The organism is Paraburkholderia madseniana, assembly GCF_009690905.1.
Lineage (GTDB): Bacteria > Pseudomonadota > Gammaproteobacteria > Burkholderiales > Burkholderiaceae > Paraburkholderia > Paraburkholderia madseniana.
Map to the genome: position 1 here is coordinate 118314 of NZ_VOSW01000004.1, position 26727 is coordinate 145040.

The following is a 26727-nucleotide window of genomic DNA, read 5'->3' on the forward strand; positions in this document are numbered from 1 at the left end:
TGGACTAGATTTCAACCCGCAAGACATCTTATCGATCCAGCCAACAGGAGAATGACGTGTTGCTCAAGGACAAGGTCGTGATCGTTACCGGCGGCTCGCGTGGCATCGGCCGCGCGATAGCAGTTGCGTGCGCAACCGAAGGTGCGGACGTGGCGATCAACTACTGGGGCGATAACGACGCATCGTATGGGCGACGTTCGGCCGTCGCGGAAGTGGTCGGCGAAATTGAAGCCTTGGGGCGGCGCGTGATCGCGATCGAAGGGAATGTCGCCTTACGCGAAACCGGTCAGGAACTTGTTCGCCGCACTGTCGAAGCCTTCGGCAAAGTCGATGTGCTCGCGAGCAACGCCGGCATCTGTCCGTTTCACGCCTTTCTCGACATGCCGCCCGAGGTATTGGAGTCGACGGTGGCAGTGAATCTGAACGGGGCGTTCTACGTTACGCAAGCCGCCGCGCAGCAGATGAAAGCGCAGGGCACGGGTGGTGCGATCGTGGCGACGAGTTCGATCAGCGCGCTGGTGGGCGGCGGCATGCAAACCCACTACACGCCGACCAAAGCCGGTGTGCATTCGCTGATGCAGTCATGCGCGGTAGCGCTGGGGCCGTACGGCATTCGCTGCAATTCGGTCATGCCCGGCACGATCGCGACCGACCTGAACGCGGAAGATCTCGCCGACGAAGCTAAAAGAGCCTACTTCGAAAAGCGTATTCCGCTGGGCAGACTGGGCCGCCCGGAGGATGTCGCCGATTGCGTGGTATTCCTTGCCTCCGACCGCGCGCGTTATGTAACAGGCGCCGCGCTGCTGGTGGACGGCGGCCTGTTTGTCAACTTGCAGTAACGGGCGATGGCGACGTCAATGAATCGGTGCGGATACGATCACAGGCTCAGTCGCGGTCGCGGTGGGATCGTCGCGTGCGAGCTTGCGCGAGAAACCGCGCAGCAAATCGATAAAGCGCAACGCGGGTTCGGCGAGCGCTTCTTCCTTGCGCGTGAGAATGCCGAAGCCGGCGAGGCTCTTGCCGATCTCGAGCGGCAGCGCAACCAGCAGCTTGCCACGCACATGATCGCGCACCACGGACTCGGGCAGCATGGCCACGGCGTCGTAGTTCTCGAGCAATTGCAGCGTGGCGAAGATCGACGCGCACTCGGTCAGGTTGACGGGTGTCGCAAGACCCGCACGCGCGAGTTCCTCTTCGAACAGCACGCGCGCTGGACTGGTGACCGGTTGCGCCACCCACGGCCAGTCGATCAGCTCCCGCAACGTGATGCGCGAGCGCTGCGCCAGCGGATGCACCGAACGCACCACCAGCAGCAACGTCTCGCGCGCGAGCGGTTCGAAACTGAAATCGTTGTGTTGCAACGGACTGGTCAGCCGTCCAAGCGCCAGATCGACTTCGCGGCGATGCAGCAATTGCACGACCTGGTCGCTGGTTTCGCCAAGAATGCGCACGTTCAGCAGAGGGCTTTCGGTTTTCAGGGCGGCGACCGCCATGGCCAGCAAATCGGGCGCGGCGCCCATGATCGCGCCGACGGTCAACTGTCCATGTCCGCCGCGGCGTTTGACGTCGAGGTCTTCGGCGAAACGGGTCAACTCGGCGAGTGCACGCCGCGCATACGCCAGCGTGACCACGCCGAGCGGCGTGGGCGTCATGCCGCGCGCGTTGCGCTCGAACAGCAGGAAGCCGAACGCTTCCTCGATATCGCCGAGCATGCGGCTCGCGCTGGGTTGCGCGACGTTGATGGCCTCGGCGGCCTGGTGGAGATTGCGCGCGTCGTCGAGCGCGACGAGCAGCGCCAGATGCTTGAACTTGAGCCGATTGACGAGTGCGATGGCGGCTGAGTGTTGGCTCATGGTTCCGGGTGCGATTCGGTTTGTGGATCGCCCAATCCCAACAACGGATTGAGATGCTATCGACGCAGGAATTATAGTCGTACCAGACGCTTCTACGCTTCTCAGGGAAAGCGCCCGGATACGACGGGAGACAGGCCGCAATGGAAACAATCGCTTTCCGGATGGTGCTCAACCCCGGCATGCGCGAAGAATACGAACGACGTCATGCGCAAATCTGGCCTGAACTGGTTGATGCATTGCACAACGCCGGTGTGCGCGACTATCGGATCTTCTTCGACGCAGACTCGCATCACCTGTTCGCTATTCTGACGCGCAGCACGAATCACACGATGAACGCGCTGCCGCAACTCGACGTGATGCGCAAATGGTGGGATTACATGGCCGACATCATGCAGACCGCCCCCGACCACACGCCGTTTCAGCAACCGCTGGAGCCGGTCTTTCATCTGAATTCGCTTAGCTGACTGTGCTTGGCCCAATGGGCGGAGGATGTCGCATGCAGGTTGTCGATTCGCATATCCATCTGTGGGATCTGAGGACGCATCGCTATCCGTGGCTGGAAAACCCGGGCGTGTCGTTCGTGGGTGACGCGCGCGATCTGAAGCACGACTATCTGCTCGATGATCTGCTCGGCGAGGCGGGCGATATCGAGGTGCTGAAACTGGTGCACGTAGAGGCGAATCACGATCCTGCCGATCCGGTCGAGGAAACCCGCTGGTTGCAGTCCATTGCGGATCGTTCGGCCTCGCGTGGCATGCCGGATGCGATTGTCGCCGCCGTGGATCTGTCCGCGGCGAACGCACCCGAACTGCTCGAAGCGCATGCGTCGTTCGCCAATACCCGTGGCATCAGGCAGATCCTGAATGTGCACGAGAACAAGCTGTTCGATTACGTAGGCCGTCATTTCATGCGCGAGCCGCAGTGGCGCGAACATTTTGCGTTGCTGCGCCGTTACGACATGTCGTTCGATCTGCAACTGTATCCGTCGCAGATGGAGGAGGCGGCTGGGTTGGCGCGCGCGCATGGGGATACGGTTTTTATCGTCAATCATGCGGGGATGTTCGTGGACCGCAGCAGCGTTGCCGGCTATCGCGCGTGGCGTGAAGGTATGCGGACGCTTGCGAGTTGCAGGAATGTCGCGGTGAAGATCAGCGGACTCGCCATGTTCGATCATCAGTGGACCATCGAAAGCCTGCGGCCTTATGTGCTTGAGACGATCGATACGTTCGGCGTCGAGCGCGCGATGTTCGCGTCGAACTTTCCGGTCGATCGGTTGTTCGGCTCTTACCAGGATTTGTGGCACGCGTACGCGTCGATCGTCGACGGCGCGAGCGATGCTGAAAAAGAAGCGCTGTTTTGCCGTAACGCGGAGCGTTTTTATCGTATCTGACGTACCTGCCGCGTCTGACGCATTCCCAAAAGCAAAAGAGAAGGAGACACGTAGTGCAGCAATCCCCATCCGCTGTGCCCAGGCTCGAACTACGGCACGCGAGCAAATCATTCGGCCGGGTCCGTGCGTTATCCGACGGCGATCTCGCGTTGTGGCCGGGCGAAGTGCATGCATTGCTCGGCGAAAATGGCGCGGGCAAATCGACGGTCGTGAAGATTCTCGCGGGTGTGCATCAGCCGGATACCGGTGAACTGCTGGTCGACGGCGTGGCGCGCCGATTTGCAACGCCTGCGGAAGCACGCGACGCGGGTCTCGCGGTGATCTATCAGGAGCCGACGCTGTTTTTCGATCTCTCGATCGCGGAGAACATCTTCATGGGGCGGCAGCCGGTCGACCGGATCGGCCGCATTCAGTACGACGCCATGCGCCGCGAGGTGGATGGTTTGCTGGCCTCGCTCGGGGTCGATCTGCGTGCGGATCAACTGGTGCGTGGGCTCTCGATTGCCGATCAGCAGGTGATCGAAATTGCGAAGGCGTTGTCGTTGAACGCGAACGTGCTGATCATGGACGAGCCGACCGCCGCCTTGTCGCTGCCGGAAGTGGAGCGGCTCTTTGCAATCGTGCGCAAGCTGCGTGAGCGTGATGTGGCGATTCTGTTCATTACACACCGACTCGACGAAGTGTTCACATTGACGCAACGCGTGACGATCATGCGCGACGGCGCGAAAGTATTCGATGGCCTCACTGCCGATCTGACCACCGAATCCATCGTCGCGAAGATGGTGGGCCGTGATCTGGAAACCTTCTATCCCAAGGCCGACCGGCCACCGGGCGAAGTGCGATTGTCAGTGCGTGGACTCACGCGCATCGGCGTCTTCAAGGATATTTCCTTCGACGTCCGCGCAGGCGAGATCGTCGCGCTGGCCGGCCTCGTCGGCGCGGGGCGCAGCGAAGTGGCACGCGCGATCTTCGGCATCGATCCCCTCGATTCGGGTGAAATTTCGATTGGCGGTAAACGTCTCACCGCAGGCAGTCCGGCCGCCGCGGTGCGTGCCGGCCTCGCGCTGGTCCCGGAGGACCGTCGTCAGCAAGGGCTGGCACTGGAGTTGAGTGTCGCGCGCAATGCCTCGATGACGGTGCTTGGACGTCTCGTCAAACATGGGCTGATTTCCACGCGAAGCGAAACGCAGTTGGCCAATCAGTGGGGCACGCGTTTGCGCCTCAAAGCGGGTGACCCGAATGCGCCGGTCGGCACGCTGTCCGGCGGCAATCAGCAGAAGGTCGTGCTGGGCAAGTGGCTCGCCACGAATCCAAAGGTCCTGATCATCGACGAACCCACGCGCGGCATCGACGTCGGCGCCAAGGCCGAGGTGTATGGCGCGCTGGCGGAGCTGGTGCGCGATGGCATGGCCGTGCTGATGATTTCGAGCGAATTGCCGGAAGTACTCGGCATGGCCGATCGCGTACTGGTCATGCACGAGGGACGTATCAGCGCGGACATAGCGCGCGCCGAAGCCGACGAAGAACGCATCATGGGCGCGGCGCTCGGCCAACCGGCTCATCCGTTGGGGAACGCAGCATGATGCGCCATTCTTCGATCCATCCCGCGCCGGTTCAGGCGTCAACCCCCAAGCGCACCGGCAGTGCGCCGGGCGGCTTCATCGCGGGCATTGCGAAGAGCCGCGAAACGACGCTCTTCGTCGTGCTGATTCTGTTGATCGTGGGCACGGGGCTCGCGAAACCGCAGTTTCTGAATCTGCAGAATCTGCGCGACGTGCTGCTCAACGTGTCAATCATCAGCTTGCTGACGGCCGGCATGACGGTAGTGATTCTGATGCGGCATATCGATCTGTCGGTCGGGTCGACGGTCGGTATCAGCGCGTATGCGGTCGGCAGCCTGTACGTTGCGTTTCCGCATATGCCGGTGATCGTCGCGTTGCTGGCTGGACTCGCGATCGGATTGGTGGCGGGCAGTATCAACGCATTGCTCGTTGCCGTGGGGCGCGTGCCATCGCTGGTGGCGACACTCTCCACGCTCTACATCTTCCGCGGCGCGGACTATGCGTGGGTACACGGCGGCCAGATCAACGCGACCAGTTTGCCTGACACGTTTTCCCGTCTCGCTACCGGCACTTTCTTCAGCATACCGACTCTCGCGCTGATCGCGATTGTCGTGCTGGCCGGGCTGGCTGTTTATCTAAAGCAGTTTCGCGGCGGACGCGAACACTACGCCATCGGCTCGAATCCGGAGGCGGCGCGGCTTGCCGGCGTGAACGTCGAACGGCGCGTCATGGCGGGTTTTCTGCTGTCCGGCGCGATTGCCGGTTTCGCGGGCGCATTGTGGCTCGCGCGCTTCGGCACCGTCGACGCGAGCACCGCGAAGGGGATCGAATTGCAAGTCGTTGCCGCCGCCGTGGTGGGCAGCGTGGCGATCACCGGTGGGGTGGGCACCATCCTCGGCGCCACGCTCGGCGCGCTCGTACTGGGTGTGATCAGTATCGCGCTCGTCGTGCTGCACGTCTCGCCATTCTGGGAGCAGGCGATTCAGGGCGCGCTGATCGTCGCCGCCATTACCGCCGACACCTTGCTGGCCCGCTCCGTCGCCAAACGCATGATGAGGAAACGCGATCATGGCTAAACCCGATTCCGCGCTGCTCACGCGCAAACGCGAAACGCCGTTGCAATGGGAAGTGTTGCTGGTCATCGTACTGGCCCTGTCGCTCGTGCTCGGGCGCTTGTTGTCGCCGGTGTTTCTCACCAGTGCGAATGTCAGCAACATCCTCGCCGATCTGACCGAGATCGCGCTGATGGCGCTGCCCATGACGCTGATTATCGTCGCCGCGGAAATCGACCTTTCGGTGGCGTCGGTGTTGGGCGCGTCCAGTGCGCTGATGGGCGTGCTGTGGCACATGGGCCTGCCGATGCCGGTCGTGATCGTGCTGGTATTGATTGCCGGCGCGCTGGCGGGTCTGCTGAACGGCCTCGTGATCGTCAAGCTCAATCTGCCTTCGCTCGCGGTCACCATCGGCACGCTGGCGCTGTTTCGCGGCCTCGCGTATGTGCTGCTCGGCGATCAGGCGGTCGCGGATTTTCCCGCAGCTTATACAGCGTTCGGCATGGACACGGTCGGCTCGACTTTCATTCCATTGCCTTTTGCGATCGTGATCGTCGGCGCGGTGCTGTTTACCGTGCTGCTTCAGTCTACGGCGTTTGGCCGCAGCCTCTACGCAATCGGTGCGAATCCGACCGCGGCGGCTTTCTCCGGTATCGAAGTCGCGAAGATCAGGCTGCGTCTATTCGTGCTGTCCGGCGCGATGAGCGCGCTGGCGGGCGTCGTCTACACGCTGCGCTTCACCAGCGCACGCGGCGATAACGGCGAAGGCTTCGAATTGTCCGTGATCGCGGCTGTGCTGTTCGGCGGCGTGAGTATTTTCGGCGGACGCGGCTCGATGTTCGGCGTCCTGCTCTCGCTACTGATCATCGGCGTGCTGAAAAACGCGCTGACGCTCGACGATGTGTCGAGCGAAACGCTGACGATCGTCACCGGCGTGCTGCTGCTGGCATCGGTGCTGATTCCCAATCTGGTTGCGCGCTGGCGTGCGGCGCGTGACCGGCGTTTCATCGCGAAGTCCGCTTCTTCTTTATAACGTTCTCTTAAAACCGGCTCCACAAGAAATACCCAATACCAAATACCGACAACCCGGACAGCATGTCGTCCAACAACAAAGCAGGAGACAGCTCATGTTCAATCCTCTACGTCACACCGGCAAGACCGCGCTTTGCATTGCGCTAGTCGCGATCAGTTGTGCCGCGTCCGCGGCGGGCCTGAAAAGCGGCCTGAAGATTGCCTTCGTGCCGAAGCAGATCAACAACCCCTATGAAGTGATTGCCGACGACGGCGGCATGGCCGCGATCAAGGAGTTCAGCGGGGTGGGCAAGGTCGTGGGACCGTCGGATGCGGGCGCCTCGTCGCAAGTGCAATACATCAACACGCTGATCACGCAGCGGCAGGACGCGATCGTGATCGCGGCCAACGACGCGAACGCGGTCGTGCCGTATCTGAAGAAAGCGATGTCGCAAGGCATCAAGGTCGTGACCTTCGACTCCGACACGGCGCCTGAAGGCCGTCAGCTTTTCGTCAACCAGGCGAACGCGGAGGGTATCGGGCGGGGACAGATCCAACTGGTCGCGAAACTGATGGGCGGCGAGGGCGAGTTTGCCGTGCTGTCGGCCACGCCTAACGCGACGAATCAGAATACGTGGATCAAGTGGATGCAGGAGGAGTTGAAAAAGCCCGAGTACTCGAAGATCAAGCTCGTCAAGATCGCGTACGGTAACGACGACGACCAGAAGTCGTTCGTCGAAACGCAGGGCTTGCTGCAGGCGTATCCGAATCTGAAGGCGATCGTTGCGCCGACCACGGTGGGCATTGCAGCGGCGGCGCGTTATATCTCGTCCTCGTCGAGCAAGGGCAAGGTACAGGTGACCGGCTTGGGCACCCCGAATCAGATGCGTGCCTTCGTGAAGAACGGGACAGTCAAGGCGTTCCAGTTGTGGGATCCGAATCAGCTCGGCTATCTGGCGGCTTATGCGGCAGCGGCGCTGTCGTCGGGAACGATTGCCGGGAAGGAAGGCGAATCGTTTGATGCCGGCAAGCTCGGCAAGCGCACGATCGGACCGCAAGGCGAAATCATTCTTGGACCGCCGACCACGTTCGATGCGAGCAATATCGACAACTTCAATTTCTAGCCAGCGAGCGGGGCGCCGCAATTCGGGTACGGGATATGCGTGCCGGCCGGGCCAAACCGGAAGCCGCTGCGGATACGCGCGGGAGGCGTCGGCGTGAACTTTAAGACCTATACTATGAATCGGTAAATCGACCGTGGGCGTGATGGCTCCGAACTGCTATCTTGAGTGAGCGCCGTTCGGACCACGGATGATCATTGACGCAGCAGTTGGCGGTCGCGGTTTTCGGCGAGGACGGAGGCGAGCAATCAGAACGGATGCCGTACACGCAGATAAATCCCTGCTTAGAGGTGCATGATGATCGGAATGACGTGGCTTGTTGTGGCTGACGGAGGCCGTGCGCGTGTTTTCCAGACGCCGGGACTCACACTCGACTTGCATGAAAAAGAAAGTCTCATCAACACTGAATATACCGGCACGATGCTGACGGAAAAGGACCGCGAGAAATTCGCGAAGCGCGTTGCCGCGTATCTGGAGGCAGGGCGGCTCCATCAACTCTACAATCGGCTAAGACTTGCCATCGAGCCGAAGTTTCTCGGCATGGTCAAAGCGGATCTCAGCGAGGAAACCCGTCGATTGATATTCGAGCAAACCAGCGAGGATCTGTCGACGCTCAATGCCCGGCAAATTGAGGCGCACCTGCGGCGACACTGATCGGCTGCCTTCGGTGTGATATAGCCTTCACACAGTCAACCCGACCTGGCCACGGATCGTGGCCTCGCAGGGTTTCTGTGTTGATGTGTTATCTACACGCTGGTTTCCGAGCTACCCGATTCCTCGGCATCACGGAACCAGGTTTCCGCATGAGACCGCTCGGCAACCCATGAGCGAGACGGCGGCGTGTTGAACTCGCGATCGATGAACCGGCATCCCCATTCGACCCCGTCTCTTGCCGCCTCCTCTTCGGTTAGCCACTCGGGTTGAACGGTCATGGGACGAATATCGACGACTGTTCGGGTGCCGTGACTCACACTGACACTTGCGATCCAGGCGCCGAGCTTGTTGCGCTCAGGGCGCACGGCGATTTCGTATTCGCCGTAAGAAACAGTGCGTGTTGGCATCGTTTTCTCCTTTGCAGCGGTCATGATCGATATCCGCCCGCAACGCAGCGTGCGGGCCTCTCTTCTAGCGCCATCATGCCGTAACTCCAGCAGTCCGACACGCGGATTATTGAGGTTCAGTGACAAACCGGTAGGCGTATTTCACCAATATCTAGCATCGGAGAAACCCATGTTCACATGAACATGACTTGCTCATAGACTTCGAGTACAAAAGAATCGTGAGGCTCACACTTTTCGGTTGACGGGAGGTTTCATGGCACAGAATGAACTTTCGTATCGGCGGTTCCAGATCGCCGCAACGATCTCACCGCTGCAGGGTAACCGGGGGATCGTCACGGTCGATGTCACAACCTCGGATCAGGAACGCATCGCCGATCTGGGAACGGCCCGCTTTCTCCATGTGGAACGATGGGTCGAAAGAAATGAGCCCGCTTTCCTTCAGGTCGTTGTGGACGAGTGCAAGGTCGCTATCGACCACTATGCGGACAACGTCGACGATAGTTGATTCTCGGTATCTCGCATGAGGTATTGCCATGCAGCAGGAATTCGATTTCTACATCAACCTGAAGAAGCCGACACTGGGCCTCTATGTGCGCACGGGAGCGGGCCTCCCCGACCTCGTCGACACAAGTGACTGGCAACTCAATGGACACGTGTGGCAAAGCGAGCTGGCGCCAGACATTCTGAATGGGCTCGAGGCGAACGGCCATGCGTTTCAGGAACTGGGTGCGTGATCGTCCATACCACGGTGAATCGGTGAGTAGAGCACGCCGTTCCGAAACGGTCGAGATAGCACTTTGATCTCTACAAATTAGTACTATTCTTGCCTTAGGCTGGCTGAAAGTGCGCTGTCGCCTGATATAGGGCGAGGGAGAGAACCATGTCGGAGCAGCAGGGCACGTTGAGTGACGAGTTCATCGCGCAGCAGCGCAAGCGCCTCCTCGCGCTACGCCAGGAACTGTTGGGTGGAGAGGAGAATACGATCGCGAACGAGCGAACAGCCGAGGAGCAGCACGGCGACGAAGCGCACGAGTTCGAGGACGAGGCGCAAGGCATGGCGCAGAACGAGGTCAACCAGGCGCTGCACGACGTGAACGACCAGCGCATCAACGACATCGAGCGGGCGCTGCAGAAGATCGACGAGGGGACCTACGGTCTCTCCGATGCGAGTGGTGACCCGATACCGAAAGCCCGGCTCGAAGTCGCCCCGGAAGCGATCCTCACCGTTGAAGAGCAGAGCCGTCGCGAGACCGGCAAATGATGGCGTCCAACGCCGCTGTGATGTCGGGAATGGCCGTGATGCGGTCCTGAAGCCGGGCCGCGAAATCCTGTTCCATGAGGCCCCGGTGGCAGATTGCGCCATTGCCTATCATCGGAAAAACCAATGTTCCATTATTCACAAACCCCTCATAGAATCCAAGGGCGGATTTTGGGTTTCGTTATGCTAATCATGTTGATATCGACGTTGTAACCGATCCGTATTGTTCAGACAGTGCTCGTCGAGCACGAACACCTGCTCCGCGCCGATGCTTAAACCGCGCTCGATGAGCTATCACTATCACGGGTCCCCGGTTATTGAGCCAGACAAACGGACCATGAACAGAAACTCAGCTGACCTGTTGGCGAAGCCCGCCAAGCCTTCGCAACTCATATGACCGCGCCCCATAACCTTTTACGTAGCCGGATGCCTTAACCGAAAAGGTGACTCCCGATGCCAGCCCTCTGCGAAATCTGTAATGCCCGACCCGCTGTCGCCCGTGTAACCGTTGTGCAAAACGGGGAGCGGAAATCCTTATCGATCTGCGACTACGACTACCGGCAACTAATGCGGCATCAAAGCATGCAGAATCCGTTCGATTCATTGCTGGGGGGCGGCGGCCTGTCGCGCTTCTTCGGCGGCATGGAGGATGGGGCCGAGGACGATGACGCTGGATACGCCGAAGTGCCGCGTGAATCGGTCGATGCCACGGATGCTTTCAGCGAGCAGACGCTCGAATTGTTGCAGCGCGCTGCTGAAAAGGCACACGAGCTTGGCCGTAACGAACTCGACACCGAACACCTGCTGTACGTGCTCGCGGACACGGATGTGTGTGCGGCGTTGCTGAAGGAACTCAAGCTCTCGCCGCAGGATATCAAGGCTTACATCGATCAGCATGCGCAGAAGGGAAAGGGCGATCCTGACTCGCCAGTCGACAAGATGACCGTGTCGCCTCGTTTGAAAAAGGCGTTCCAATATGCGTTCCAGGCGTCGCGCGATCTGGGGCATTCATACGTTGGCCCGGAACATCTGCTCATTGGGCTTGCTGCCGTGCCGGACAGTATCGCGGGCACATTGCTGAAGAAATATGGCGTGACGCCGGAAGCGTTGCGGCAGAAAGTCGTGAAAGTCGTCGGTAAAGGGGCGGAGGACGGTCGCGTCGACGCGCCAACCGGCACGCCCAACCTTGACAAGTTCGGGCGCGACCTCACGGCGATGGCACGTCAGGGCAAACTCGACCCGGTGCTCGGCCGCGCGCAGGAAATCGAAAGCACGATCGAGGTGCTCGCGCGGCGCAAGAAGAACAACCCCGTGCTGATCGGCGAGCCGGGTGTCGGCAAGACGGCGATCGTCGAGGGCCTGGCGCAACGCATCATCAACGGCGACGTGCCTGAAGTGCTGCGCGGCAAGCGGCTCGTCGAAGTCAACATCAACTCGATGGTGGCAGGCGCGAAGTATCGCGGCGAATTCGAGGAGCGCGCCAAGCAGTTGATCGATGAGGTCACGGCCAAGAAGGACGAACTGATCCTGTTCATCGATGAACTGCACACGATCGTGGGCGCGGGACAAGGCGGGGGAGAAGGCGGCCTCGACATCGCGAACGTGCTCAAGCCCGCGCTTGCGCGCGGCGAGCTCAGTCTGATCGGCGCAACGACACTCAACGAGTATCAGAAGTACATCGAAAAGGACGCAGCGCTTGAGCGGCGCTTCCAGCCGGTGTTGGTGCCGGAACCGACGGTCGACCAGACCATCGTCATCCTGCGCGGCCTTCGCGACAAGCTCGAGGCACACCACCAGGTGACTTTCGCCGACGATGCGTTCGTTGCGGCGGCCGAACTGTCGGATCGCTACATTACATCGCGCTTTTTGCCTGACAAGGCCATCGACCTGATTGACCAGGCGGCGGCACGCGTGCGCATCGGCGCGACCTCGCGTCCCGCGGCCATCCAGGAGCTCGAAGCCGAAATCGCCCAGATGAAGCGTGAGCAGGATTATGCGTCCTCGCGCAAGCGATTCGATGAAGCGAAGGCTTTCGAGGCAACTATCGGCGAAAAGCAGGCGAAGCTCGACGAGCAGATGGAAGCATGGCAGCGCAAGACCGGTTCGGAGACGCTTGAAGTGACCGTGCAGTCAATCGCCGAAGTGGTGTCGCGTCTTACCGGCATTCCCGTCACGGAACTCACGCAGGAAGAGCGCCAGAAGCTGCTGGATATGGAGAAGAAGCTGCGCGAACGCGTGGTAGGCCAGGACGACGCGGTGATTGCCGTGAGCGATGCTGTACGCCTGTCACGTGCCGGACTCGGCCAGACGAACCGGCCGATCGCGACGTTCCTGTTCCTCGGACCCACGGGCGTCGGCAAGACCGAACTCGCGAAGGCGCTGGCAGAAACCGTGTTCGGCGACGAGCAGGCGGTTGTTCGTATCGACATGTCCGAGTACATGGAGCGTCACGCGGTTGCACGGTTGATCGGCGCTCCTCCGGGCTACGTCGGTTACGACGAGGGCGGGCAACTGACCGAGCGCGTCCGGCGGCGCCCTTACTGCGTGATCCTGCTTGACGAGATCGAGAAGGCGCATCCCGACGTGTACAACGTGCTGCTGCAGGTGTTCGACGACGGGCGGCTGACCGACGGCAAGGGCCGTGTGGTGGACTTCAGCAACACGATCATCATAGCGACGAGCAACCTCGGCGCGTCGATCATCATGGACAACCTCGAAAAACCCGAGGGGGATCGCCAGGCCGAGAAAGCAATCCGCGAGGAATTGATGGGGGTGCTCAAGGGGCATTTCCGGCCCGAGTTCCTGAACCGGATCGACGAGATCATCGTCTTCCACAGGCTCTCGCGCGACAACATCCGCTCGATCGTGCAGATCCAGCTCGAACGGGTCGTGCGCACTGCCGCCGCACAGGACATTACCCTCAAGATAGACGAATCGGTTGTCGATCACCTCGCCGATGCCGGTTACCGGCCGGAGTTCGGTGCACGCGAGTTGAAGCGCCAGATTCGTCAGGAACTGGAAACGCGGCTTGCGAAGGAGATTCTCAGCGACGCCTTGAAGTCGGGCGACAGCGTCGAGGTCAGTTACGACAAGGACAGCGGCGAAGTGAAGTTCAGCAAGAGCGAGGCGCCGCCTACGCCTAAGGCGACGGGCGCGAAGGGTAGCAACGGACGTGCGAAGAAGAAGCCGTCCAAAGAGGTCAGCAGCGCCGAGGCAACGGTAGGCACCCATTCGAAGGGATGAGGTGCGTAACCCTCTGGGAGACGCCGCTACGTCATCGCCGGCGGCGTGCGGACTCCCAGTCTGGGCGATACAGGCGCTGTGACCGCACATGTACTGTGTGTACTGTGCACGCTCGCCACGGGCCGATCTGTACCTTTCGCAGCGTATCAACCCAGCTAGACTGATTCCGTATTCACGCTTTATGCCGTGAGGCGACGTACCCTCAATCTGGATAGCCATCAGGCATCCTAATAAAGGCCATGGAGTATCAAATGACCACACGACGAGAAGTTCCTGGAATCCGACCATATGACGGACCCGCTGGCGGTTGGGGGGCGCTCCGGGCGACAGCTCAAGCGGTCCGAACCCAAATGGAAAGCATCGAGGCGCCGATCACGTTGATGCGGACCAATCAGCCCGACGGTTTCGATTGTCCGGGTTGTGCGTGGCCTGACAAGGAGCACAAGTCCACGTTCCAGTTCTGCGAGAACGGCGCCAAAGCGGTCACATGGGAAGCGACGACCAAGCGCGTGACGCCGGAGTTTTTCGAGAGCAACACGGTGTCGTCGCTGCTGCAACGGACGGATTACGAACTGGAGGATCTTGGCCGGCTGACGCATCCGCTCGTCTACGACCGCGCCACGGACAAATTCCGGGCGGTCGAATGGGAGGACGCATTTGCTCGCATTGGTGAAGTGCTGCGCGGGTTGTCCTCGCCCAACGAAGCCGAGTTCTATACCTCAGGCAGAGCGTCGAACGAGGCCGCCTACCTCTTTCAGTTGCTCGCGCGGGAATATGGCACCAACAATTTCCCGGATTGTTCGAACATGTGCCACGAGCCGACCAGCGTTGGCTTGCCCCAGTCGATCGGGATCGGCAAAGGCACGGTATCGCTGGATGATTTCGACAAGACCGAACTGATCCTCTCGATCGGCCACAACCCCGGCACGAATCACCCGCGCATGATGGGGACGCTCCACGAATGCTCGCGGCGCAACGTGCCGATCATCGTGTTCAATCCGCTGCGCGAGCGCGCGCTGGAGCGCTTCGCCGATCCGCAGAGCGTTTTCGAAATGGCGACCTTTGCGTCGACCCGAATCGCGTCGACCTATTTTCAGCTCGACGCCGGCGGAGACGCCGCCGCGCTCAAAGGCATCATGAAGGCGCTCCTGCAGATGGACGCGGAACAGGGCAACACTGTCCTGGACCACGAGTTCATTGCAACGCATACCCAAGGGTTCGACGCGTTTGCGGCCGATCTGGAAGCGACGTCATGGGACGATATCGAAAAGGCCAGTGGACTCACGCGTGAGGATATCGACGAGGTTGCGATTGCCTATGCAAAATCCAATGCGACGATTGTCACGTATGGCATGGGCGTTACCCAGCATAACAAGGGCACCGCCAATGTCCGTCTGATTACGGATCTGTTGTTATTGCGCGGCAACATCGGCAAACCCGGCGCAGGCATCTGCCCTTTGCGCGGGCATTCCAACGTGCAGGGGAACCGCACGGTCGGTATCACCGAAAAACCGTCCGCCACCTTCCTCAAGCAGATCGAAGATGTATTCGGCTTCAAGCCGCCCGCGGCGCACGGACACGATGCCGTCCAGGCGATGCAGGCGATGATCGACGGTACGGCCAAGGCCCTGATTTGCCTCGGCGGAAACTTCGCGGTTGCGTTACCCGATTCCGAGCAGTGCTTTCCGGCAATGGGCAACCTCGATTTGAGCGTTCATCTCGGTACCAAGCTCAATCGCTCGCACCTGCTGGTGGCAAAAGAAACGTACGTGCTGCCTGTTGTGGGGCGCACGGAACTGGATATCCAGGCGACCGGCCGGCAATCCATTACGGTCGAGGATTCCATGTCGATGGTCCACGCTTCTTCAGGCAAGCTGAAGCCTGCTTCCGAACACCTGCTATCCGAGCCGGCGATCGTCGCCGGTATTGCGCGAGCTGCGTTGCCGAACAGCAAGGTGGCATGGTCGGAACTGGTTGCCGACTACGACAAGATTCGAGACCTGATCGAGCAAACCGTGCCGGGATTCGAGGCATTCAATACCCGAATCAGGGTGCCCGGAGGATTCCGTATGCCGCTTCCTCCGACGGAACGCGTGTGGCCCACGCCGTCAGGCAAGGCGATGTTCTCGGTGTACGGCGGGGTGAAGGAAGATGCAGAGGTTTTCGGCGCTGAAAATGTGCTGCGTCTCATCACGATCCGCAGCCACGACCAGTACAACACCACCATCTATGCCATGGACGATCGTTACCGTGGTGTGTTCGGCCGGCGTGACGTGCTGTTTATGAACGAAGACGATCTTGCCGCACGTGGACTCGAGCATGGCGATCTGGTCGACATTGAAACGATTTCAGCGGGCAGGCAGCGTAGCTTGAAGAAAATAACGGTAATTGCTTACAACATCGCGCCGGGTTCAGTGGCGGCATACTATCCTGAAGCCAACGTGCTGGTGCCGCTCGACTTCATCGACAAGGAGAGCGGTACGCCTTCGTACAAGTCTGTTCCGGTTCATGTTGTGCGCTCGGCAGACGCCTGACTTTGAGCGATAGCGGGTCGATCAACCGGGCGTGCGCGTCCAGTTGACCGGCCTGCCGGATAGCGGGCGTGAACGCCGTTTTACGCAAATTCTGTTGTCACCTGGAGCCATTGATCGATCATGGAAATCTTCGATGCATTCCACCTTGCCAGGCTGCAGTTTGCGTTCACCGTTTCATTTCACATTATCTTTCCCGCGATCAGTATCGGCATGGCGAGTTTCCTCGCCGTGCTGGAATGGCGCTGGCTGCTCACCGGCGACGTGGCCTACAAGGACATGTTCCAGTTCTGGTCGAAGATCTTCGCGGTCGGCTTCGGAATGGGGGTGGTCTCGGGCGTGGTGATGGCCTACGAGTTCGGCACCAACTGGAGTGGATTTTCCAGCGTGGCCGGCAACGTCACGGGGCCGCTCCTGACCTACGAGGTGCAGACGGCGTTCTTTCTCGAGGCCGGCTTTCTCGGCGTCATGCTGTTTGGCTGGCAACGCGTCAGCCCACGCGCGCACTTCTTCGCCACGCTAATGGTTGCGGTGGGCACGCTCATTTCCACGTTCTGGATTCTCGCGTCGAATAGCTTCATGCAGACGCCGCAAGGATTCGCCATCGAGCATGGTCGGATCGTGCCTGTCGACTGGATGAAGGTGATTTTCAATCCGTCGTTTCCGTATCGCCTCGCGCATATGACCATTGCCGCGTTCATCGTCGCGGGCTTCATTGTTGCTGCGTGCGGTGCGTGGCATCTGTTGCACGGCCGGCGCGACAAACCCGTCACGCGTAGTTTTTCGATGGCGCTGTGGATCCTGCTTTTCCTGACGCCGATACAGATTTTCGTTGGCGATGCGCACGGACTCAACACGCGCAAATATCAGCCGGCCAAGATCGCGGCAATCGAAGGCCTGTGGGAAACCGAGCACGGCGGCACCGCGCTCAACCTGGTCGGCCTGCCCGACATGAATGCGGAAGTGACGCGATATACGATCCAGATACCGCATCTGGGCAGCCTGATCCTGACTCACAGTTGGGATGGCGAGATTCGCGGCCTGAAAGAGTTTCCGCCGGAGGACCGTCCGTATTCGCCGATCGTGTTCTGGACTTTCCGGGTCATGGCGGGTCTCGGCATGCTGATGCTGTTGACGGCGCTGCTTGGCTTACTGCTCAGGCTGCGTGGCCGTCTCTACGAGACGCGCTGGTATCAGGGTTTCGTCCTGTGCATGGGACCTTCTGGAATCGTGGCGCTATTGGCGGGGTGGATAACGACGGAGGTCGGCCGTCAACCCTGGACGGTCTACGGTGTCCTGCGTACAGCGGACTCCGTCTCGCCGGTCAGTTCCCAGCAAGTCGGCGTTTCCTTGCTGATCTTTGTGCTGGTGTATTTCCTGGTGTTCGGCATGGGTTTCTACTACATGATGAAGATGATGAAACGCGGACCAGAGGAGCACGTCGAGCGCCGCGAGTCCCGCCGGCATCCGGTCCTGCGTAATCGCCCGTTGGACGCACTGGAAGGGGAGTGACACCATGCAAATCGATCTTCCTGTTGTGTGGGCCGCGATCATCGGACTCGGCGTTTTCATCTACGTGATGCTGGACGGCTTCGATCTGGGCATCGGCCTGCTGTTTCCGTTTTTCGAAGAGAAGGGCGACCGGCAAGTGATGCTCAATACCATCGCGCCCGTCTGGGACGGCAACGAGACATTCCTCGTGCTCGGCGGCGCCGGGCTTTACGGGGCGTTCCCGGTGGTCTATTCGACGCTGCTGCCGGCGAACTATCTCCCGCTGATCCTGATGGTCATCGGCCTGATCTTCCGCGGGGCGGCCTTCGAACTGCGTGCCAAGGCCGTCAGGACCCAGCACGCGTGGGATCTCGCCTTCATTGGCGGTTCCGCGCTCGCGGGGCTTTGCCAGGGCATCGTGCTGGGGTCGCTGCTGCAGGGCATCAAGATCGTCGATGGCCGCTTCGCCGGTGGGCCGTTCGACTGGCTCTCGCCGTTCAGCCTGTTCTGTGGAATCGGCGTGCTCACTACGTATGCGACGCTCGGTTGCGGCTGGCTTGTCCTGAAGACCGATGGAGAATTGCAGCGCAAGATGCGCGAGGTGATGCGGCCGCTCGTGAGCATCCTGCTCGGGGTGATGGTCGTCGTGAGTCTATGGACGGTAATCGGCTTGCCGGCGGTTGCACATCGCTGGTTTGGAAGCGGCAATCTCGGCTGGTTCCTGCCGGTGCCGATTCTTGTTGTCGCCTGTGTGTGGGGCGTCTTCCGTTCGCTTCGCCAGAAGCACGAGGCGACGCCGTTCCTGCTCACGCTCGCGCTGTGCTTTCTCGGCTATAGCGGCTTGCTCATCAGTATCTGGCCGAACATCGTTCCGCCGTCGCTGACGATCTGGGAAGCCTCGTCGAGCCACTCGAGCCAACTGTTCGCGCTGGTCGGCACGGTGATCGTACTGCCGATCATCCTCGTCTACAACGTCATGCAGTATCGCGTGTTCCGGGGCAAGGTGCGGGAAGGGGATGCCGGTTACCACTGAGGGTGACGGCGAAGTCAGACCATTAAAAGAGCACATTATGATTGTGAGGCCAGGGCAGAACTGGTTCCGGCTGCTGTTTGTCTGGAACGGTTCCGTGTTGCAGTCGATTATTCCGCAGTTGGTTTTTATGGCGGCCGTCAGTAGTCTCGCTGTGATGACGCAAGGGCGCATTTTCGGCGAAAAGATCCCGCTCAATACGGCGCCGTTCACATTGTTTGGCCTGGCCCTTGCGATCTTCCTGGCGTTCCGCAACAACGCAAGTTACGAGCGGTTCAATGAGGCGCGCCATCTCTGGGGCAGCATCCTGATCTCGGCGCGGGCGCTGACTTCGCAGATGCTGTGTTATGTCCCGCGGAGCGATCACCACGTTCAAATGGCTCATACGCTGATTGCGAGTGTGTACGCGTTGAAGCATCAACTGCGTGGGACCGACCCGACTTCGGATCTCGTTCGCTTTCTCGGACGCACGCGAACCGAGGCATTGCAGCACACCTGCTACAAACCGACCGCGTTGCTCAATGAGCTTCGCCGCGACTTTGCCGATCTGCAAAGTCGGGCCTTGATGTCGGATACCCAGCTCTGGATGTTGGACGCGCAGATCAACGAATTGGGAAGAACCGTGGGGGGCTGCGAACGGATCGCCTCCACGCCGATTCCATTTGCCTACAGTGTGTTGCTGCACCGCACCGTCTACGCCTATTGCGTTTTGCTGCCGTTCGGTCTGGTCGATTCGACGGAGTTCTTCACACCGCTTCTTTGCGTTTTCATTTCCTATACGCTCATTGCGCTTGAAGCGATCGCTAGCGAAGTCGCCGAGCCTTTTACAGTCGCGCCGAATGCGCTGGCGCTTGACGCCATGACCCGCAACATCGAACGATCGATTCTTGAACTGTGTGGCTGTGAACTTCCCGAGGAGGTGGTACCGGTGCGCGCGTACCAACTGACTTAGAGCGCGTTCTTCGACGCATCCGGTCAGCCTGCCCGGCAGGACGCGCGTCAGCCTCGCCGTCGTACCCGATACGGCGCACGAACTGTACTCCTGAAATTCGGCACAGACTGTGCGTCCCGCAGGCAGGGCCGACGCACTATCCTGCCAGCAGGTCATTGACGGACCGGCGGCTGTCCCGGTCAGACAGATCGACTGCCGGCAACGCCACATCCCGCCGCCCACCTTCGGATAGATCGTGAACATCGTCCACCAACCCATACTCGCCGACACAGCATCGCGCCATGGCGTATCCGCCGGCGCTGTCACGACCACGCTCGACACGCTCGATCGTCCGCTGCGGGATCTACGTCTGTCTGTCATCGATCAATGCAATTTCCGCTGTACGTACTGCATGCCGCGGGAGACCTTCGGCGCAGACTACCGGTTCCTGCCGTCTTCGGAACGCCTGTCGTTCGAACAGATGCTCAAGCTCGCGAAAGCATTCGCGCTGCTCGGGGTGGAGAAGATCCGCATCACGGGCGGCGAGCCGCTCCTGCGGCGTGGACTCGAATCCCTGATCGAGCAACTCGCGAAACTGACCACACCCAGCGGTAAACCGCTGGAGCTCGCGCTGACGACAAACGGCTCCCTGCTTGCCGCAAAGGCGCGTTCGTTGCGCGACGCCGGCCTCGGTCGCGTGACGGTGAGCCTCGATGCCGTGGACGAAGCCGTATTCCGCCGGATGAGTGACGTCGACATGCCTGTGTCGCGAATCCTGGACGGGATCGAGGCCGCGCGTGCGGTGGGACTCGACCCGGTCAAGGTCAACGCCGTGATCGAGCGAGGCGCCAACGACAGCCAGATCCTGCCGCTCGTGCGGCTGTTCAAGGGCACCGGCGTGGCGGTGCGCTTCATCGAATTTATGGACGTTGGCGGCGCGGGCGGCTGGTCGAACACGAAGGTGATCACGGCTCGCGAGACGCGCAACATCGTCGAATCGGCGTTTCCTCTCGTCCCCGTCGTCGTTCGCGAACAGACGGGCACCGCGGTCAACTATCGCCATGCCGACGGCACAGGCGAAGTCGGCTTCATCGCGAGCGTGTCCCAACCGTTCTGCGGGTCGTGTTCGCGCGCTCGCGTATCGGCCGATGGTCAACTTTATTCATGTCTTTTCGCCACACATGGCACGGACCTCAGGCCCTGGCTCACTGAGGCCGCTTCAGTCGAGCAGCTGGCTGGGGTCGTCCGCAGCCGGTGGATCCAGCGCGACGATCGCTACTCCGAGCTTCGCTCGACACCGCGCAGGCCAGGATCGGGGAAAGCCTATCCCACCGTCCGCATGTCGCTGGTCGGCGGTTGACGCCTGGCGAGTCCTTGCGAAGCAGACAGAGACCGGAGTTCTGCCATGACACCGTCGCCCAGCGATCGCACACAGCCTGACGCGGCGCATGCCGGCAAGCGTGCAATCGATCCAGCGCTTGTGCAGGCCACCATCGCGTCGGGCTTCGAAGTACGGGTCCAGTTTCAGCCGATCGATATCCAGTCGGAAATCATGCCGGTCACGCGCAATCCCAACGTGGGCGCCATCGTGAACTTCCTCGGCGTGGTGCGTCATTGCGGTGATTTCGACGACTTAGTCGCACTCGAGATCGAGCACTATCCGGGGATGACCGAGCAGTCGTTCAGCAGCATCGTCGAAGAAGCTATCGCACGATGGCACCTGGAGGCGGTGAAGATCGTGCATCGGGTGGGCCGCGTCGCGCTTGGCGAGGCGGTGGTGCTCGTCGTGGTCGCCGCGCCGCATCGCAGGGCGGCATTCGACGCGTGCGAATTCCTGATGGACTTCCTGAAAGCCCATGCACCGCTGTGGAAGAAGGAAATCCGCCGTGACGGCGAGGTCAGATGGGTCGAGGCCAAGACGCGCGACGAACAGTCGATGCTGCGGTGGGGGTGATGCGCGATTCGCTCACAACGTGCGCCCACATCGTGCTGGCAACAGGAACAGACGAATGAAACTCACTATCAGATATTTTGCTAGCGTTCGTGAACAACTCGGCATCTCGCAGGAGATTGTGCACATTGACGCGCCCGAACTCCCCGTTGACTGCCTGCGGGTCAGACTCGCGTCGAGAGACGAGCGGATGGCCGAGGCACTGCGCGCGGGCCGGCCGCTTCGCACAGCCGTCAATCACGAGATGGTCGCCGACACGTTTGTCGTGCGCGAGGACAGCGAAATCGCGTTCTTTCCGCCGGTCACGGGGGGCTGAGGCTCCCCCCCTCAAGATCCAGATCGGGCCGCTCGGAGTTCACCCGTGCCCCACACGCGCTAAGGTCGTGGCCAGCGTATCAGCGTGCCGCTACCGGGCGCACATCGCGACGAGCTTGCCCACAGTAACCACCGCCTGTTCGATCTCGCTTGACCAGGGGCTGCTGTAATTGAGGCGGATGAAGTTCCGATAGGTCGTCTCCGAGACCGAGAACATGTAGCCCGGTCCGATGGTGATACCTTGATCGAGCGCGAGGTTATACAGCCGCATCGCGTCGACCTTGGGCGGCAGTTCGATCCACAGCACATATCCGCCCGCGGGGTTGGACATGCGCGTGCCTTCAGGAAAGAAACGCGAGACGGTCGCCTTCATCAGATTGGCCTGTTGCGCATACGCTCTGCGAACCCTTCGCAGGTGATGCTCATAGCCATCGCGCTCGAGGAATTCCGCAATCGCCATTTGCGGGATCGACGGAGAGGTCAGCGTATTCAGGAACTTGAGTTTCTCCACCTGATCGCGATATCGTCCCGGCAGCGCCCAACCAATCCGGTAGGCTGCCGTGAGAGTCTTCGAGAACGACCCGCAGTGCAGCACCAGGCCCTTCGTGTCGAAGGACTTCAACGTGCTGGGGTGCGTGTTGTCATAGTGAAGCTCGTTGTAGACACCATTCTCGATGACCGGAATGTCCCGCTTCGTCAGGAATTCCACGAGTTCGCGCTTGCGTTCGTCGGGCATCAGAAAACCCAGCGGATTCTGGAAGTTCGGCATGACCATGCAGGCCGTGATGGTCTGCGACTCCACGATGGCGGCGAGCGCTTCAATATCGATGCCGTGCTCCGGATGCGTCGACACCTCGATCGCTTTCATGCCCATCCGTTCGATCGCGTGGAGCATCGCGTAGAACGTCGGTGACTCGACCGCGATCACGTCGCCGGGCTTCGCGACCGCCTGCAGGCACAGATTGATCGCCTCAGTTGCGCCGACCGTGATGATGATCTCGTTCGGATCGACGGCCATGCCGTTCTCGAGGTAGCGTCGCGCGATCTGGCGCACAAGCGCCGCATTGCCGGGCGGTAGCGCGTCGGTCACGCCCCAGCGCGTCTTGCCGCGTCCCGCGTCGTAAGCGTAGCGGTTGAGCCTTTCGAAGGGGAAGAGGCCGGGGTCGGGGTAGGGCGAACCGAGCGGCACGGCATCGTCGACACCGATCGAGCGCAAGGTGGACAGCACCAGCCGGCTGACGTCGACCGGCGACGAGATCGGAATCGGCTTCGATGGCCTGAGTTCGAGCGTTTTCCGTTCGCCCCCTTCGCCCCTGAAATTGACGAAATAGCCCGACTGAGGCCTCGCCGTCAGCAAACCGCGGCTTTCGAGCAGCAAATAGGCGCGGATGACAGTCGTCACGCTGAGCCGATGCTGCTGGCTGGTCTGCCGTACCGATGGGAGGCGTTCGCCATGCCCGTACACGCCTTGCCGGATCAGCTTCTCGATGTCATCTGCCAGCTTCTCGTAGAGATTCATCGGATGATTCCCTTAGCGTTCCGCAGCGGCACGTTGCATCGACCTCTCCCCTGGCTTGCACGCGCTCGCCTCGCCATGCCGCCGCCCGGTGCAAGGAGCGTAGCAGAACTGTACTGACCCGAGTCGGCCCGATGTGTGCACTCAGCGACCGATAGCCCAGCCTTAACCTGTTCTCCATCGAATGCGCATTGCCAGGCCGCCCCGCAGGGGCCTTCCGATGCGTAAAAACTGGTTCGAATCACGCGAGATAGGTACAAAGGGAGGTTGGGCACTATGAATCTGCTAGAAGCCATGCGGATTTACGTCAGGGTGGTTGAGCGCGAGAGTATTTCCGGCGCGGCACGGGACCTCAATATCGGGCAGCCGGCCACAAGCGAACGCATCGAGCGGCTGGAGAAATACCTCGGCTGCCGGCTCCTGCTCCGTAGCGCACGCGCTTTCAACTGCACGCCCGAAGGCGTCACGTTCTACGAGCGTAGCAAAGCGATTCTGCTCGCCGTGGAGCAGGCGGTCGCTGAAGTGTCGAACGACCAGCAGGATCTCAAGGGAACGATTCGCATCGCGGCGCCTCATTGCTTTGGCGAGACGGTCGTGCCGCAAGCGTTGACCCTGGTGCGCGCAGCCTATCCGCAACTGGATCTGGAACTGGTCCTGAACGACAGGATCGTCGACCTCGTGACGGAGGGCGTCGATATTTCGTTTCGTCTTGGGCAACTTGGGGAAGGGGCATTCATTGCCCGTCAACTGGGGCAGGTTGGGCGTGTTCTCGTCGCCGCGCCAGGCTACCTGAGCCAGCACGGTCCGATCACCGAGCCGTCTGAACTGGTAAAGCATCCGTTCATCCGGGTCCAAGGTATGTTCGGCACGGAACAGTTGCCGCTCAGGCACATGGCGACTGTTGTGGAGAGCGCGCCGATCCGTACCGCAATCAAGACCAGTCATTGGCGGCCCATGTATGAAATGATCCTTTCGGGTGCAGGCATCGGAGTGCTGGAAGAGCCGGCATGCGTCGACGCGCTTGCAGAGGGCAGGCTCGTGCGCATACTGCCGGAATTCGAGGTGCTGCCCTTCGATCTGAATGTACTGATTCAGGCGCAACGTCCGGTGCCGCCACGGGTACGGATGATGGTGACGATGTTGAGAAAGTGCACGTCGGAAATCCTGGAGAGGGTGCAGGTCGACTGCGGCGAAGTGACGAGTCGCTTTGAAGTACTTCCCGACGATGATGTGTCTGCACTTCTAACACCATCGTTGCGGGCCTGAACACGCAACGATGGCTGAGGCTGGGAGATCTGGCAACCCCCAGCAACCGATAGCAGGAATCGGAAGGCGCTTACTCTGCCTGCGTCAACGACACCGACGCTTCGCTGGTCAGCATCAGGAATGTCAGCGTCTCGCACAGATAGAGGCGCACTACGGTGTCGGTATGGCTCACGTATCCGATCGACAGCTCTTCGCCAAGATGTAACTCGAAGTCGCCACCGCGCGTGGATAGCACGCTGCCGCCGGCAAGCGCGGGCGCCCAGATGATGTCGCCATTCACGATCCGCTTGATGTGCTCGATCACCGGATAGCCCTGATCGCGCGCCTCGCCGAGCGCTGTATATGCGTCGGCGCCGAGCAATACGGAATAGGGTCCGTCGACGCCCGCAAGCCGCAGCTCTTCGAGCGCGTTGCTGATCGTGTTCGGATAATCGCTGATGTCGGCCGGCAGCGCGAGCGCCGGATTCGACGAGCCTTCGCGAAGGCCACCTATGCCCGCAGCCTTATATCCATCGAAAATCGCACGGTCTTCGGCATAGGCGAGCTGCTTGGCTGCTTCCTTCGCGGGCTGCCAGTCGGCATCTTTCGCGCCGCGCACGACGCTGTCGATCGCTTCGCGCTGCAGCTCGAACGGCACGGTCAACTGCACGAGGCTCTTTACCTCAGCCAGTTTCGCCAAGACGCCCTGCTGCGGCGCGGCGATCGCGACCTGATGCCCCGTGCCGACGCCGGACAGTTCGGTTCCGCCGGGACCCTTGACGTCGACCACACGACGGCCGGCGACGCTGCGCTTGAACGTGCGAGCCACTTCGTCTTCGAGCTGCGACCAGGCGGCACGGGAGATGGGGGCAAGCTCGCGATGCAGATTATTCATGTTGAGAGATTCCCTTGAGAGAGCCAATATTCAGCGAGCCGTCGTGACGCGGCTCGGCGGATGAAGACGGTTCGGGTCGTTGCTCGACTGCGCCGGCAGCCGCTTGCGGATCGCGATCTGCGAGCGCCTCGAGCAAGGTGGCCGACGGGATGAAGAAGAGGCTGCCCGTGACCGCGCGGCTGTAGTCGAGCAGCCGGTCGTAGTTGCCCGGCGGCCGCCCGACGAACATGTTCTCCATCATCTGCTCGATAGGCTCGGGCGAACGGGCATAGCCGATAAAGTAGGTGCCGAACTCTCCCATGCCGGGGCGGCCGAATGGCATGTTGTCGCGGAGGATTTTCACTTCCTCGCCGTTCTCGGTGATCGTGGTGAGCGAGCTGTGTGAACACGACGGTTTGACCGCTTCGTCGAGTTCGATGTCGGCCAGTTTCGTGCGGCCGATAATGCGCTCCTGGGTCTCAACGGAAAGCGCGTTCCAGCCGGTCATGTCGTGCAGGTACTTCTGCACGATGACATAACTGCCGGCCTCGAACTCCGGGTCCTCGTCACCGATGCGGGTGAAATCGACGGCCTCACGACCCGCCGGATTCTCGGTGCCGTCGACGAAGCCCACCATGCTGCGCAGATCGAAGTTGCGAAAACCGTGTACTTCGTCAATGACTGAGACCGCCGCGCCGAGCCGTCCTGTCAGTTGCGTGGCGAGCTCGAAGCAGAGATCCATCTGATCTGCGCGGATGTGCAGCAGGATATCCCCCGGCGTACTCACGGCGCGACGTTCGCCTGCGCCGAATTCGCGGAACCGATGCAGGCACGCTGGGCGCGGGGCGCCGAACAACGTGTCCCACACGTCGGAGCCAAAGCCGACAACGCACGACAGGTTGCCGGAGGGGACGCGCTTGCCGACCGAGCGTACCAGGGCGGCAACGTCCCCGCACCACGCGCGCACCTGTTCAGCGGGCTCCTGGCCTGGCGCGAGGGTCGCGACGATGAAGATCGCGCTACGTGTGATGTCATTACAGACGGCTTGCGATTCTGGGGTGTCTTTGGGCATCGGATTGAATATTGATGAACCGTTATTGATTCCGGGAATGGAGCGAATGTCTTTCCGCCTTTGTGATCATCTGTCTAAGGCGCGCGCAAATTTTTCGTGCGGATGATTGAAGCATGTGTGCTGTTACAGCCGCTGCAAGCACACGTGAAGAGTTGCTTCGTCATCAGGAGGTGCGCAGATATACGTGACATTGTCGATGTTCAACTATGCGTCCAGAGAT

Annotated in this window: 25 protein-coding genes; 20 read left to right on the forward strand and 5 right to left on the reverse strand. The window is 60.7% G+C overall.

The genetic code is table 11. The annotated features are described in order from the left end of the window. Positions 1 to 56: 56 nt before the first annotated feature. A complete protein-coding gene (locus tag FSO04_RS03665; protein WP_168435553.1) occupies positions 57 to 839 on the forward strand; it encodes an L-rhamnose 1-dehydrogenase Lra1 in 783 nt (260 codons plus the stop codon). A 15-nt stretch (positions 840 to 854) separates the two neighbouring features. Here FSO04_RS03665 and FSO04_RS03670 read toward each other — a convergent pair whose 3' ends face one another. After that, on the reverse strand, positions 855 to 1853 hold the full coding sequence (locus FSO04_RS03670) for a LysR family transcriptional regulator (RefSeq protein ID WP_154558413.1): 999 nt from the start codon (positions 1851 to 1853) through the stop codon (positions 855 to 857). Between the two features lie 140 nt (positions 1854 to 1993). Here FSO04_RS03670 and rhaM point away from each other — a divergent pair, with 140 nt between their 5' ends. From rhaM to FSO04_RS03705, 7 genes are all read left to right on the forward strand, one after another. Continuing rightward, positions 1994 to 2317, forward strand: coding sequence for an L-rhamnose mutarotase (rhaM, locus tag FSO04_RS03675; protein WP_154558414.1), 324 nt, complete (start codon positions 1994 to 1996; stop codon positions 2315 to 2317). A 32-nt stretch (positions 2318 to 2349) separates the two neighbouring features. Beyond that, positions 2350 to 3243, forward strand: a complete 894-nt coding sequence (locus FSO04_RS03680) for an amidohydrolase family protein (RefSeq protein ID WP_154558415.1) — start codon at positions 2350 to 2352, stop codon at positions 3241 to 3243. 53 nt (positions 3244 to 3296) lie between these two features. Continuing rightward, positions 3297 to 4826 carry a sugar ABC transporter ATP-binding protein gene (locus FSO04_RS03685; protein ID WP_168435554.1) on the forward strand — a complete coding sequence of 510 codons (1530 nt, stop codon included), beginning with the start codon at positions 3297 to 3299 and terminating at the stop codon, positions 4824 to 4826. Then, a complete protein-coding gene (locus FSO04_RS03690; RefSeq protein WP_154558417.1) occupies positions 4823 to 5881 on the forward strand; it encodes an ABC transporter permease in 1059 nt (352 codons plus the stop codon). The genes FSO04_RS03685 and FSO04_RS03690 overlap by 4 nt, the downstream gene beginning before the upstream one ends. Continuing rightward, entirely contained in the window at positions 5874 to 6890 is a 1017-nt protein-coding gene (locus FSO04_RS03695) for an ABC transporter permease (protein ID WP_154558418.1), read from the forward strand. The genes FSO04_RS03690 and FSO04_RS03695 overlap by 8 nt, the downstream gene beginning before the upstream one ends. A gap of 94 nt (positions 6891 to 6984) precedes the next feature. After that, a complete protein-coding gene (gene rhaS / locus FSO04_RS03700) occupies positions 6985 to 7992 on the forward strand; it encodes a rhamnose ABC transporter substrate-binding protein (protein WP_154558419.1) in 1008 nt (335 codons plus the stop codon). Between the two features lie 291 nt (positions 7993 to 8283). After that, positions 8284 to 8643, forward strand: a complete 360-nt coding sequence (locus tag FSO04_RS03705) for a host attachment protein (RefSeq protein ID WP_233464729.1) — start codon at positions 8284 to 8286, stop codon at positions 8641 to 8643. A gap of 92 nt (positions 8644 to 8735) precedes the next feature. Here the strand turns inward: FSO04_RS03705 and FSO04_RS03710 are convergent, their stop codons facing one another. After that, the gene (locus FSO04_RS03710; RefSeq protein WP_233464730.1) at positions 8736 to 9074 is read right to left on the reverse strand and encodes a DUF6566 family protein; all 339 of its coding nucleotides are present in this window, start codon (positions 9072 to 9074) and stop codon (positions 8736 to 8738) included. A gap of 229 nt (positions 9075 to 9303) precedes the next feature. On the opposite strand from FSO04_RS03710, the gene FSO04_RS03715 reads away from it, so the two are divergent. The 11 genes from FSO04_RS03715 (at position 9304) to FSO04_RS03765 (ending at position 21801) form a co-directional block, all read left to right on the forward strand. Beyond that, positions 9304 to 9555, forward strand: coding sequence for a hypothetical protein (locus FSO04_RS03715; protein WP_154558420.1), 252 nt, complete (start codon positions 9304 to 9306; stop codon positions 9553 to 9555). A gap of 28 nt (positions 9556 to 9583) precedes the next feature. Next, positions 9584 to 9784, forward strand: a complete 201-nt coding sequence (locus tag FSO04_RS03720) for a hypothetical protein (RefSeq protein WP_154558421.1) — start codon at positions 9584 to 9586, stop codon at positions 9782 to 9784. 146 nt (positions 9785 to 9930) lie between these two features. Next, a complete protein-coding gene (locus tag FSO04_RS03725; protein WP_154558422.1) occupies positions 9931 to 10311 on the forward strand; it encodes a TraR/DksA family transcriptional regulator in 381 nt (126 codons plus the stop codon). Between the two features lie 450 nt (positions 10312 to 10761). Beyond that, positions 10762 to 13551 carry an ATP-dependent Clp protease ATP-binding subunit gene (locus FSO04_RS03730; protein WP_154558423.1) on the forward strand — a complete coding sequence of 930 codons (2790 nt, stop codon included), beginning with the start codon at positions 10762 to 10764 and terminating at the stop codon, positions 13549 to 13551. Between the two features lie 251 nt (positions 13552 to 13802). Further along, a complete protein-coding gene (locus FSO04_RS03735) occupies positions 13803 to 16085 on the forward strand; it encodes an FdhF/YdeP family oxidoreductase (RefSeq protein WP_154558424.1) in 2283 nt (760 codons plus the stop codon). 120 nt (positions 16086 to 16205) lie between these two features. Next, positions 16206 to 17594 (forward strand): cytochrome ubiquinol oxidase subunit I, encoded by a 1389-nt coding sequence (locus tag FSO04_RS03740; RefSeq protein WP_154558425.1) that lies wholly within the window; start codon positions 16206 to 16208, stop codon positions 17592 to 17594. A 4-nt stretch (positions 17595 to 17598) separates the two neighbouring features. Continuing rightward, complete coding sequence (gene cydB / locus FSO04_RS03745; RefSeq protein ID WP_154558426.1) at positions 17599 to 18606, forward strand: cytochrome d ubiquinol oxidase subunit II; 1008 nt, start codon at positions 17599 to 17601, stop codon at positions 18604 to 18606. 37 nt (positions 18607 to 18643) lie between these two features. Beyond that, positions 18644 to 19555: a bestrophin family protein gene (locus tag FSO04_RS03750; RefSeq protein WP_154558455.1), complete on the forward strand. Its 912-nt coding sequence runs from the start codon at positions 18644 to 18646 to the stop codon at positions 19553 to 19555. Between the two features lie 235 nt (positions 19556 to 19790). Beyond that, on the forward strand, positions 19791 to 20894 hold the full coding sequence (gene moaA, locus FSO04_RS03755; protein WP_168435555.1) for a GTP 3',8-cyclase MoaA: 1104 nt from the start codon (positions 19791 to 19793) through the stop codon (positions 20892 to 20894). Positions 20895 to 20939: 45 nt separating this feature from the next. Next, positions 20940 to 21488 carry a molybdenum cofactor biosynthesis protein MoaE gene (locus FSO04_RS03760; RefSeq protein ID WP_154558427.1) on the forward strand — a complete coding sequence of 183 codons (549 nt, stop codon included), beginning with the start codon at positions 20940 to 20942 and terminating at the stop codon, positions 21486 to 21488. A 55-nt stretch (positions 21489 to 21543) separates the two neighbouring features. Further along, entirely contained in the window at positions 21544 to 21801 is a 258-nt protein-coding gene (locus FSO04_RS03765) for a MoaD/ThiS family protein (RefSeq protein WP_154558428.1), read from the forward strand. Positions 21802 to 21891: 90 nt separating this feature from the next. Here the strand turns inward: FSO04_RS03765 and FSO04_RS03770 are convergent, their stop codons facing one another. Further along, positions 21892 to 23319, reverse strand: a complete 1428-nt coding sequence (locus FSO04_RS03770; protein WP_154558429.1) for an aminotransferase-like domain-containing protein — start codon at positions 23317 to 23319, stop codon at positions 21892 to 21894. 273 nt (positions 23320 to 23592) lie between these two features. Here FSO04_RS03770 and FSO04_RS03775 point away from each other — a divergent pair, with 273 nt between their 5' ends. Then, a complete protein-coding gene (locus FSO04_RS03775) occupies positions 23593 to 24582 on the forward strand; it encodes a LysR family transcriptional regulator (protein ID WP_154558430.1) in 990 nt (329 codons plus the stop codon). A gap of 70 nt (positions 24583 to 24652) precedes the next feature. Here the strand turns inward: FSO04_RS03775 and FSO04_RS03780 are convergent, their stop codons facing one another. Continuing rightward, the gene (locus FSO04_RS03780; RefSeq protein ID WP_154558431.1) at positions 24653 to 25456 is read right to left on the reverse strand and encodes a family 1 encapsulin nanocompartment shell protein; all 804 of its coding nucleotides are present in this window, start codon (positions 25454 to 25456) and stop codon (positions 24653 to 24655) included. Next, entirely contained in the window at positions 25449 to 26507 is a 1059-nt protein-coding gene (locus tag FSO04_RS03785; protein ID WP_154558432.1) for a Dyp-type peroxidase, read from the reverse strand. Before FSO04_RS03785 ends, FSO04_RS03780 begins: the two co-directional genes overlap by 8 nt. Positions 26508 to 26727: the final 220 nt, after the last annotated feature.

What these genes read in the sequence shown, in the direction of transcription:
- FSO04_RS03715 (WP_154558420.1), top strand. Translation starts at nt 9,304, where the DNA reads ATGGCACAGAATGAACTTTCGTATCGGCGGTTCCAGATCGCCGCAACG.
- FSO04_RS03740 (WP_154558425.1), top strand. Translation starts at nt 16,206, where the DNA reads ATGGAAATCTTCGATGCATTCCACCTTGCCAGGCTGCAGTTTGCGTTC.
- rhaM (WP_154558414.1), top strand. Translation starts at nt 1,994, where the DNA reads ATGGAAACAATCGCTTTCCGGATGGTGCTCAACCCCGGCATGCGCGAA.
- FSO04_RS03680 (WP_154558415.1), top strand. Translation starts at nt 2,350, where the DNA reads ATGCAGGTTGTCGATTCGCATATCCATCTGTGGGATCTGAGGACGCAT.
- FSO04_RS03770 (WP_154558429.1), bottom strand. Translation starts at nt 23,319, where the DNA reads ATGAATCTCTACGAGAAGCTGGCAGATGACATCGAGAAGCTGATCCGG.
- FSO04_RS03775 (WP_154558430.1), top strand. Translation starts at nt 23,593, where the DNA reads ATGAATCTGCTAGAAGCCATGCGGATTTACGTCAGGGTGGTTGAGCGC.
- FSO04_RS03690 (WP_154558417.1), top strand. Translation starts at nt 4,823, where the DNA reads ATGATGCGCCATTCTTCGATCCATCCCGCGCCGGTTCAGGCGTCAACC.
- FSO04_RS03785 (WP_154558432.1), bottom strand. Translation starts at nt 26,507, where the DNA reads ATGCCCAAAGACACCCCAGAATCGCAAGCCGTCTGTAATGACATCACA.
- FSO04_RS03735 (WP_154558424.1), top strand. Translation starts at nt 13,803, where the DNA reads ATGACCACACGACGAGAAGTTCCTGGAATCCGACCATATGACGGACCC.
- FSO04_RS03780 (WP_154558431.1), bottom strand. Translation starts at nt 25,456, where the DNA reads ATGAATAATCTGCATCGCGAGCTTGCCCCCATCTCCCGTGCCGCCTGG.
- FSO04_RS03765 (WP_154558428.1), top strand. Translation starts at nt 21,544, where the DNA reads ATGAAACTCACTATCAGATATTTTGCTAGCGTTCGTGAACAACTCGGC.
- FSO04_RS03725 (WP_154558422.1), top strand. Translation starts at nt 9,931, where the DNA reads ATGTCGGAGCAGCAGGGCACGTTGAGTGACGAGTTCATCGCGCAGCAG.
- FSO04_RS03750 (WP_154558455.1), top strand. Translation starts at nt 18,644, where the DNA reads ATGATTGTGAGGCCAGGGCAGAACTGGTTCCGGCTGCTGTTTGTCTGG.
- FSO04_RS03710 (WP_233464730.1), bottom strand. Translation starts at nt 9,074, where the DNA reads ATGACCGCTGCAAAGGAGAAAACGATGCCAACACGCACTGTTTCTTAC.
- FSO04_RS03695 (WP_154558418.1), top strand. Translation starts at nt 5,874, where the DNA reads ATGGCTAAACCCGATTCCGCGCTGCTCACGCGCAAACGCGAAACGCCG.
- cydB (WP_154558426.1), top strand. Translation starts at nt 17,599, where the DNA reads ATGCAAATCGATCTTCCTGTTGTGTGGGCCGCGATCATCGGACTCGGC.
- FSO04_RS03705 (WP_233464729.1), top strand. Translation starts at nt 8,284, where the DNA reads ATGATGATCGGAATGACGTGGCTTGTTGTGGCTGACGGAGGCCGTGCG.
- FSO04_RS03670 (WP_154558413.1), bottom strand. Translation starts at nt 1,853, where the DNA reads ATGAGCCAACACTCAGCCGCCATCGCACTCGTCAATCGGCTCAAGTTC.
- FSO04_RS03760 (WP_154558427.1), top strand. Translation starts at nt 20,940, where the DNA reads ATGACACCGTCGCCCAGCGATCGCACACAGCCTGACGCGGCGCATGCC.
- rhaS (WP_154558419.1), top strand. Translation starts at nt 6,985, where the DNA reads ATGTTCAATCCTCTACGTCACACCGGCAAGACCGCGCTTTGCATTGCG.
- FSO04_RS03730 (WP_154558423.1), top strand. Translation starts at nt 10,762, where the DNA reads ATGCCAGCCCTCTGCGAAATCTGTAATGCCCGACCCGCTGTCGCCCGT.
- FSO04_RS03720 (WP_154558421.1), top strand. Translation starts at nt 9,584, where the DNA reads ATGCAGCAGGAATTCGATTTCTACATCAACCTGAAGAAGCCGACACTG.